A 223-nucleotide genomic window follows, 5' to 3' on the forward strand; every position below is an offset into this window, starting at 1 on the left:
GTTCACATTGCCTGTACTGCGTATGCCGCCGTTTTTACCGCTGTTGATGTTAGTCAGCAGTCTGCCTTGCGCATCCAGTGTCAGGTCACCGGCAGATTGCAGCAGGCCACCGCTGTTGTTAGTTTCGTTTACGGTTAATGTCAGCGCACCTTTTTTGCTGACGAGTGTTCCGCCCTGATTTTTCAGTTCACCGCCAGTGACGGTTGTTGTTCCTGTACCAGTA

The 223-nt window shown here is 51.6% G+C and carries 1 protein-coding gene; it reads right to left on the reverse strand.

What is annotated here, in order from left to right:
* The coding region (locus ABR397_RS24315; protein WP_350307916.1) for a hypothetical protein at nt 1-223 on the reverse strand (223 nt) is incomplete at both ends.

The organism is Photorhabdus viridis (assembly GCF_040256935.1).
GTDB classification, from domain to species: domain Bacteria; phylum Pseudomonadota; class Gammaproteobacteria; order Enterobacterales; family Enterobacteriaceae; genus Photorhabdus; species Photorhabdus viridis.